Raw genomic sequence first — 7,076 nt, 5'->3', positions numbered from 1 at the left:
TTCATGGTGCTGAAGTCGCCGGACATTCCCTCGGTGCTGGTCGAAACCGCGTTCATCAGCAATCCGCGCGAAGAGAAACTGCTCGGCGACGCTGATTACCAGGACAAGATGGCGCAGTCCATTTTCGAAGGCGTGCGCAGCTATTTCGCGCGCTACCGGCCGCAGCAGGTAGCGGCCAACGAACCGCCACCGTCCTCGGCTCCGGTTCAAGGCAAGGCGAAAGCGGTGCAGGTGCGCCTGAAGCGCTAGCTGCTTCCAGTCTCTGCTCTGCACGTAAAACGGCCTCCTCGCGAGGCCGTTTTCTTTAAGCTTGCCGCCTTCCTTACAGGCTGGCAGTCGTGACGATCCAGGTACTTCCCGAGCAGCTCATCAATCAGATTGCCGCGGGCGAAGTCGTCGAGCGGCCGGCGACCGTGGTCAAGGAACTGGTCGAGAACAGTCTTGATGCGGGAGCTTGCGCGATCGAGGTCGATCTCGAAGCGGGTGGCCTGAACCTGATCCGGGTCCGCGACGATGGCGGTGGCATCGCCCGTGATGAGCTGGCACTGGCGCTGACCCGCCACGCGACCAGCAAGATCAGCCTGCTCGACGATCTCGAACGAGTTGCCAGTTTCGGCTTTCGGGGCGAGGCGCTGCCGAGCATCCTGTCGGTGTCGCGGCTGGCACTGACCTCGCGCCGCGAGATCGATCAGCACGGCTGGAAAGTCGCCGGCAGTGGTCTGCTCGATGACAGCAGTCCGCAGCCCGCGGCGCATCCGCCGGGCACCACGATCGAAGTGCGTGACCTGTTCTTCAACACGCCAGCGCGACGCAAGTTCATGAAGGCGGAGGGCACCGAGTTCCGCCATGTTGATCAGGCCCTGCGGCGCTTGGCGTTGACCCGTTTCGATCTGCGACTGCGCCTGAGCCACAACGGTCGGCGCAGCTTCGAACTGGCCCGTGCCGAAGGCGATGCCGAACGCGCGGCGCGCATCGCCGCCGTCTGCGGCGACGAGTTCCTGGCCAATGCGGTGACCATCGACGAGCAACGCCTGGGCTTGCGGCTCTGGGGTTGGGTGGCGCTGCCGAGCTTCGGCCGCGCCCAGGCCGATCTACAGTTCCTGTATGTAAACGGCCGCAACGTGCGCGACAAGCTGCTCGCCCACGCGTTGCGCCGCGCCTATCACGACGTCATGCACTCGCAGCGCCATCCGGCCTTCGTGCTGTTCCTGGAACTCGATCCGGCGCGGGTCGATGTCAACGTTCATCCACAGAAGACTGAAGTGCGCTTCCGCGATGCTTCGGTGGTCCACGATTTCCTGTTCGGCGCCGTGCACCAGTTGCTGCGCCGCATCCGGCCCGAGCCGGGTCAGCACCATCGCGTCGAATTCGAGGCCCCGGTGTTCAGCACACCGGATCCGGTCCAGAGCAGCGTGCCGCTGAGCTATGGCCGCAATGTGTCGACACCGTCGTGGCCAGTGCGCGAAGCCTCGGGTGCGTCCGGCTCGGCCTGGCCGCTGTATCGCGCAGGCTTTGCCGAATCGGAAACGCCTGCAGCTTTGAACACTACGGAAGACGCGCCGCTGGGCCGGGCGATCGCGCAGATCCGTGGCGTCTTCGTGCTGGCCGAGAACCGCCATGGCCTTGTATTGGTGGATGCCCATGCCGCGCATGAGCGGGTGCTGTACGAGCGGCTCAAGCTGCAACTGGCGGCGGATGGCATCGCCTCGCAGCGGCTGCTGCTGCCGGAGGTCATCCGGGTCGGCGGCGCGGAGGCTGATCAGCTTGAAGCGCAGTTCGAATCGCTGCGTCGCTTCGGCCTGATCCTCGATCGCGCCGGCCCGGAATCGATCACCGTGCGCGCGGTGCCGGCGCTGCTGATCAAGGCCGATCTCGCAGCGCTGCTGCGCACGCTCTGCGGTGGCGCCGACGATGCCGAAAGCGCCGAGCATTTCAACGAAGCGCTCGATGCCCAGCACCGCATCCTGGCCGACATCGCCTGTCGCGCGGCGATCAAGGCCAATCGACGGCTGACCGTGCCGGAAATGGACGCGCTGCTACGCGACATGGAGCAGACGCCGAACGCCGGCCAGTGCAATCACGGCCGGCCGACCTGGGTACAGATCGATGCCGACGCGCTGGACCGCTTGTTCCTGCGCGGCCGCTAGGCGCTACGCCCGGAATTTATCTGTATCTGACCCCAAATTTTACCAATTTTTAGATCAGCAGGTCGCCGCGGCGCAGCGAGTACAGGCGGTACTTGCCATAGCGCTTGGCCAGTTCGATTTCGCCGGCGTATTCGGTGGCGAAGCGTTCCGGTGCTTCCAGTGCGAGGCGTGCGGCGAAGGCTTCGGTGACGAAGATCATGCCGGGCGGGGTGACCGGCTCGACTCTCGCCGCGAACGACAGCTGAGAGCCGAAGTAAGTGGTCGTGCCTTCGACGGCGTCCAGGCCCTCGTGCACCGGCGCGTAATGGGCCGATAGCCGCAGTTCGAGCTTGCCAAGCATGCCGCCCAAGGTCGGGCGTACGCGATCGACGATCGCGTGGATATCGGCGGCAACGGTGGCGACCGTCGCGGCGTCGTCGGTGACGATGTGTACGGCGTCGCCCCAGGTGTGCTGCAGCAGGATGTGCTCGGCATGCGGCCGAAGTACATCCGCTATGCCCTTGATCATCAGCGCCTGGAACGCCGTCAGCTCATGTTCGGCGAGGCGGCTGTAACCGGCGAAATCGGCGAACAGCGTGCCGACGAAGCGGCGCAGCACGGGACTGCCGTCCGGCGCGGTCGAGGCCTGGCCGGGTTGATCGAGTTGTCGAACCCAGGCGGCGCCGACGGCATCGCCGTTGTCCGCTGCGCTGTCATCGCCAAGCACTCGCCAGCGGCAACCGAGCCGCTGCGCCGCGAGCCGGGACAGGCCGCAGGCAGTGGCCGATACGTAGGCCGCGCACCAGTCGGTCTCGTCATCGAGAAAGCCCTGCGCCACCGAGCACTCGGCGGCGTCTTCCAGACAGCGGATCAGCCGTGCGCTGATGGCACTGCCGTGGTTGCGCTGCCAGCGTTCGATCAATTGCGAGCGGGTGGTCGGCAAGACCAGATGAACGCGGATGCCGCGCTGCAGGAACTGTTCGGCGATGGCCAGATCGTCGAGATTGGACAGGCCGCCGTAGACCACCGAGGCGGCTTGTGGAAAGGCATCCGCCGACAGATTCGGCGGCAGCGGTCGCGGCACGTAATAGACCGGTGCCAGGCTGAGCAGATGGGTCAGGCTGTCGCTGCAGCCGAGGTGGCGGCAGAGCAGTTGCAGCTGGGTGACGGTGCGGCTGCGGACGTTGATGTTGCCGCGGAGCAGTGCGTCGGCAGCAGTCAGAGCCGCTTGCGCGCGCGCCATGTCGCCGAGCAGCAGCGCGGCTTCGGCTTCAGTGACTCTCTGGTAGTACGCCGAGGTCTCGGAATCCGGTGGATTGCGCAGGCGTTCCAGCACCCTGGTGGCCAGTGCCACGGCTTCTTCGCGACAGCCACCGAGCATCAGCATCGAAGCGGCGTTGATGCCGGGAAAGAAGCCGCCGGTGCGATCGAAGGCCACCTGGTAGACGCGGCCGGCGTGCTCGAACATTTCGCGTGCCTTATCGCCGCGCGAAGCGAGCGCAAGGTCCTTGTATAGCCGGCCGCCGAGCGCCAGCCATTCCTCCAGGTCCGGCTCATCGACGATCGCCAGTTCGCGGTAACGCCGCATCGCCAGCTGGGTGCTGCCGGCATTGGCGAGCGACAGCAGGGCAATGTAGTCGAGCTGGCGATCGTGCAGACCTTCGCCCTGTGCTTGCCGGGCCAGGTCGTGGCAGAGCAGATAGTTGCCGGCCTTGAAGGCACGATGGCAGAGCGCGAGTGCTGCAGTCAGCGGGTCTTCGGGCAGACCTTCGCCCGGCGTCGGATCGATGACCAGCAGCGCCCGTCCGGCATCGGCGGGGCGGCGGTAACGCAAGGTCGACCAGGCTGGCGGAATCCGTGACGGATGCTGGCGCCATTCGATGACTTCGGTGGTGCCGCCGGGCAGCGGTGCGTGCCCCGGCCGCTGGATCGCGACCAGCACATCGGACTGCTCGGCCAGGCAGGCGGCCAGACGGCGATACTGTTGCTGGCGGAAGGTCGGATCAGGCAGCCGCCGCGCCGCATCGGGATCAGGCAGCAGATCGACGATCACCGAGCAGCGTTCCAGCTGCTCCTGCAGCGCTTCGCGGACGTTGATGATGCTGTCGCGGGCCAGCACTTCGGGTTCGTCGTCGAGCCGCCGCATCCAGTCTTCGACCAGCACGTCGAGCGGCACCGGCAGTGCGGCGACGGTCTCGAATGGCACGCCGGCCTGGCTCAGCCATTCGGACGCAGCCCGCTTGAACAGCAGGTCTGCGCCCGGAGCGAGGCCGGTCAGCAGAGTGACGCGGGTCGGCTGGCAGCGCGCCATCAAGCCGGGCAGCGCGTCTTCGGTGAGGCGTTGTCGTGCCGCAGCGTGTTCGTCCGCCGACAGCGACAGATGGCCGGTGGCGCCGATCAGCAGATGCCCTTGTTCGCGGCTTGGCAGTTCGGCCAGCCAATTCGCCAGGCTCAGGGTGCGCGGGGTCATCTGCTCAGCCGCGTGAGTCGTTCATTGGCCATTCGACGGAGCAGCCCGCATCAACACGTATACCGCTCCGGTGCCGCCGTCATGCGGCCGAGCCGAGCAGAAGGCGATCACGTCATTGCGGCGGCGCAGCCAGCCGTCGAGCAGGGTCTTGATCACCGGGCCGGTGTTCGGCGAGCGATTGCCCTTGCCGTGGATGATCCGCACGCAGCGCACATCCTTGCTCTGGCATTCAGCGAGGAACAACGACACTTCCTCGCGGGCGACGCTACGGTTCAGGCCATGCAGATCGAGCTCGGCGCGGATCCGGTAACCGCCGCGTCGCAGCCGCCGCCAGACCGTGTCCTGCAGGCCGTTGCCGCGATAGCTCAGGGTGTCGCCGCTTTCCATCAGCTCCGGCTCGAACATGCCGTACTCGAGCAGTTCGTCCATCACCGCGCGCTCGTCAGCCTCGGCCTGGATCGGCCGTGGCGGCGGCAGTTTTCGCGGCGGCGGCACGCGGTCCGAGGCCGGACGCGGCTGCACGCCGGACATCGCGGAGCGGAAGGCGTCGTCGTCGTCCACAGCATCGAAATCCGGATTCTTCATGGCGTCGGCATCATAGCCCGGCGGTCGGTAAACTAAGACTCCCTCGATTGCTCACGACCATGCGGATTCTTCTGTCCAACGATGACGGCTGCACGGCCCCCGGATTGCTGGTATTGGCCGAGCAGCTGAGGTCCGCGCACCACGTCGACATCGTCGCGCCGGATCGCAACCGCAGCGCCGCGTCGAACTCGCTGACCATCCTCCATCCGCTGCGCGTGCAGCGGCATGCCGATGGCACCGTCTGCGTCGACGGCACGCCGACCGATTGCGTGCACATCGCGCTGGCCAGCCTCCTGGATCAGACGCCGGACATGGTCGTGTCCGGCATCAACAACGGTCCGAATCTGGGCGACGACACCTTGTATTCCGGCACTGTCGCCGCGGCGATGGAAGGCCGGCATCTGGGCATTGCAGCGGTGGCGGTGTCCTGTGCGGCCTACAACCCCAAGCATTACGACACCGCGGCACGAGCGACCCTGCGCATCGTCGAGCGGCTGCGCGAAGAGCCGTTTCCGGGCAACACCATCCTCAACGTCAATGTGCCGGACTTGCCCTGGGACGAGTTGAAAGGCTTCGAGGTGACGCGGCTAGGGCATCGCCACAAGGCGGAGCGCTTTCAGCAGACGCTCGATCCGCGCGGCCGGCCGATCTACTGGGTCGCCCCCGCCGGTGCCGGCGCCGACTGCGGACCGGGTACCGATTTCCACGCGGTCGAGAACGGCTATGTGTCGATCACGCCGCTGGTCGTCGACCTGACGCGCCATAACGCGCTCGAAGGCCTGAGTCGCTGGGCCCAGAAACTGTGATGACGGGCAGTCATCCGCATAGCCGCGGCCTCGGGCTGACCTCGCCGACCAGCCGCGCCCGGATGGTCGGCGAGCTGCGCAAGAACGGCGTCGCCGACGAGCGCGTGCTGGCGGCGATGCAGAAGATTCCGCGTCATGAGTTCGTCGAGGAAGCCTGGCGCGGTGAGGCGTACCGCAACAAGCCGCTGCCGATCGGGCTTGCCCAGACCTTGTCGCAGCCTGTGGTGGTCGGTTTGATGTCACAGGCGTTGATCGCGGCCGTGGCTGGCACACCGGCCGGGCCGCGCAAGCGGGTGCTGGAGATCGGTACCGGCAGCGGTTACCAGACTGCCGTGCTCGCCGAGCTGATCGAGCGGGTTTATTCGGTGGAGCGGCTGAAACTGTTGTCCGAGCTGGCCCGCAAGCGGCTCGGCGGGCTCGGCTATCGCAACATCCATTTCGGCTACGCCGATGGCACCTTGGGCTGGGATGCGCATGGGCCGTATGACGCGATCATCGTGACCGCGGCAGCCACCGAAGTGCCGAAGGCGCTGCTCGATCAGCTGGCGGCGGGCGGGCGCTTGGTGATTCCGGTCGGGCCGCCGAACAACCAGATGCTGCGCGCGGTCGATCGCATCGGCAGCCGCTATATCGCCACCGATCTGGCCACGGTCAGCTTCGTGCCCTTGCTCGAAGGCCGAGCTTGAGCCCGCGATGATCGATCTGTTCAAGCAGTGGGTTGCGAGCGTGATGGCCGAGCTGGGCTATCTGGAAATCTTCTGCCTGATGGCGCTGGAATCGAGCCTGTTTCCAGTGCCGTCCGAGTTGGTGATGATTCCGGCCGGCTATCTCGCCAAGGGCGGTGCGCTCAATCCGTTCCTGGCGACGCTCGCCGGCGGCAGCGGTTCGGTGTTCGGCGCCACGGCCAATTATCTGCTTGGCCGCCATGTCGGCCGCGCCTTTCTGCTGCGCTACGGCCGCTATCTGCTGATCAACGAAGCAAAGTACCACGAAGCCGAAGCGATGTTCCTCGGCAACGCGCGGCTGGCAACCTTCATAGGCCGCTTCATCCCGGTAGTGCGGCATCTGATCTCGCTGCCGCCGGGCGTG

7 protein-coding genes are annotated in these 7,076 nt (G+C 66.3%); 5 read left to right on the top strand and 2 right to left on the bottom strand.

The window, feature by feature from the left end:
- Window positions 1-249 (top strand): N-acetylmuramoyl-L-alanine amidase (locus QZY06_RS08485; RefSeq protein ID WP_295682834.1); only part of this gene is annotated, 249 nt, incomplete at its 5' end.
- An 80-nt stretch (window positions 250-329) separates the two neighbouring features.
- Window positions 330-2,147, top strand: coding sequence for a DNA mismatch repair endonuclease MutL (gene mutL, locus QZY06_RS08480; RefSeq protein ID WP_367275595.1), 1,818 nt, complete (start codon window positions 330-332; stop codon window positions 2,145-2,147).
- 49 nt (window positions 2,148-2,196) lie between these two features.
- Here mutL and QZY06_RS08475 read toward each other — a convergent pair whose 3' ends face one another.
- Together QZY06_RS08475 and QZY06_RS08470 are read right to left on the bottom strand one after the other, a co-directional pair.
- Window positions 2,197-4,596 carry a TRAFs-binding domain-containing protein gene (locus QZY06_RS08475; protein WP_295682830.1) on the bottom strand — a complete coding sequence of 800 codons (2,400 nt, stop codon included), beginning with the start codon at window positions 4,594-4,596 and terminating at the stop codon, window positions 2,197-2,199.
- A gap of 21 nt (window positions 4,597-4,617) precedes the next feature.
- Window positions 4,618-5,181 (bottom strand): Smr/MutS family protein, encoded by a 564-nt coding sequence (locus QZY06_RS08470; RefSeq protein WP_295682827.1) that lies wholly within the window; start codon window positions 5,179-5,181, stop codon window positions 4,618-4,620.
- Between the two features lie 59 nt (window positions 5,182-5,240).
- On the opposite strand from QZY06_RS08470, the gene surE reads away from it, so the two are divergent.
- The 3 genes from surE to QZY06_RS08455 all read left to right on the top strand — a co-directional run.
- Complete coding sequence (surE, locus tag QZY06_RS08465; RefSeq protein WP_295682824.1) at window positions 5,241-5,987, top strand: 5'/3'-nucleotidase SurE; 747 nt, start codon at window positions 5,241-5,243, stop codon at window positions 5,985-5,987.
- Window positions 5,987-6,673, top strand: a complete 687-nt coding sequence (locus QZY06_RS08460) for a protein-L-isoaspartate(D-aspartate) O-methyltransferase (protein WP_295682821.1) — start codon at window positions 5,987-5,989, stop codon at window positions 6,671-6,673. The genes surE and QZY06_RS08460 overlap by 1 nt, the downstream gene beginning before the upstream one ends.
- Before the next feature lie 7 nt (window positions 6,674-6,680).
- Window positions 6,681-7,076, top strand: a 396-nt coding sequence (locus tag QZY06_RS08455) for a DedA family protein (protein WP_295682818.1), incomplete at its 3' end; no start/stop codon positions are given.

Origin of the sequence: uncultured Nevskia sp., assembly GCF_903885465.1 — a bacterium.
In the GTDB taxonomy this organism is placed as follows: Bacteria; Pseudomonadota; Gammaproteobacteria; order Nevskiales; family Nevskiaceae; genus Nevskia.
This window is presented reverse-complemented; position numbering and strand designations above follow the sequence as displayed.